The sequence below is a fragment of the Pseudomonas agronomica genome (genome assembly GCF_025917275.1).
Classification (GTDB): domain Bacteria; phylum Pseudomonadota; class Gammaproteobacteria; order Pseudomonadales; family Pseudomonadaceae; genus Aquipseudomonas; species Aquipseudomonas agronomica.
Window position 1 is genome coordinate 1 of record NZ_JAOSHO010000866.1, and the last position, 1,186, is coordinate 1,186.

General features: G+C 61.2%; 2 protein-coding genes. Both read left to right on the forward strand.

The features are described 5' to 3' along the window. Positions 1-83, forward strand: an 83-nt coding sequence (locus OC610_RS27770) for an arginine deiminase family protein (protein ID WP_264432756.1), incomplete at its 5' end; no start/stop codon positions are given. Positions 84-149: 66 nt separating this feature from the next. Further along, positions 150-1,160, forward strand: a complete 1,011-nt coding sequence (locus OC610_RS27775; RefSeq protein ID WP_264432754.1) for an ornithine carbamoyltransferase — start codon at positions 150-152, stop codon at positions 1,158-1,160. Positions 1,161-1,186 lie beyond the last annotated feature (26 nt).

The window sequence follows — 1,186 nt, forward strand, 5'->3', positions numbered from 1 at the left end:
TCAGCGCCAGCGAGCTGGGCCGGGGCCGGGGCGGCGGCCATTGCATGACCTGCCCGATCATTCGCGACCCTATCGATTACTGACCTTCAGCCTGGGCCGTTTTTATCGAGAACGGCCCAGGGGATAACCGACACCCAAGGAGATCCACCATGGCTTTCAACATGCGCAACCGCAGCCTGCTGAGCTTGATGCACCACACCAACCGCGAGCTGCACTTCCTGCTGGACCTGTCCCGTGACCTCAAGCGCGCCAAATACACTGGCACCGAGCAGCCGCACCTCAAGGGCAAGAACATCGCGTTGATCTTCGAAAAAACCTCGACCCGCACCCGCTGCGCCTTCGAAGTCGCGGCCCACGACCAGGGCGCCCATGTCACCTACATCGACCCGGTGTCGTCGCAGATCGGCCACAAGGAAAGCATGAAGGACACCGCCCGCGTCCTGGGGCGGATGTTCGACGCCATCGAATACCGGGGCTTCGAACAGGAAATTGTCGAAGAACTGGCCAAGTTCGCCGGGGTGCCGGTGTTCAACGGCCTGACCGCCGAATTCCACCCGACCCAAATGATCGCCGACACCCTGACCATGCGCGAGCACAGCGACAAGCCGCTGCATGACATCAGCTACGCCTACCTGGGCGATGCGCGCTACAACATGGGCAATTCGCTCCTGATGATCGGCGCCAAACTGGGCATGGACGTGCGCATCGGCGCGCCGAAAGCGCTGTGGCCGCACCAGGACTTCATCGACCAATGCCAGGCCTTCGCCGCCGAAAGCGGCGCGCGGATCACCATTACCGAGGACCCGAAGGAAGCCGTCAAGGGCGTGGATTTCATCCACACCGATATCTGGGTGTCCATGGGCGAGCCGGTGGAAGCCTGGGACGAACGCATCGAGCAATTGCTCCCCTATCAGGTCAACACCCAGATGATGAAGGCCTCGGGCAATCCCCGGGTGAAATTCATGCACTGCCTGCCAGCGTTCCATAACAGCGAAACCAAGGTCGGCAAGGACATTGCCGCGCGTTATCCGAATCTCGCCAACGGCGTTGAAGTGACCGAGGAGGTTTTCGAGTCCCCGGCCAACATTGCCTTCGAACAAGCGGAAAACCGCATGCACACCATCAAGGCGATCCTGGTGGCGGCGTTGGCGGATATCTAGAACCCACTGTGGGAGCGAGCTTGCTC

Bases quoted from the DNA above. Each gene is read 5' to 3' on its own strand.
- OC610_RS27775 (WP_264432754.1), top strand. From the start codon at position 150: ATGGCTTTCAACATGCGCAACCGCAGCCTGCTGAGCTTGATGCACCAC.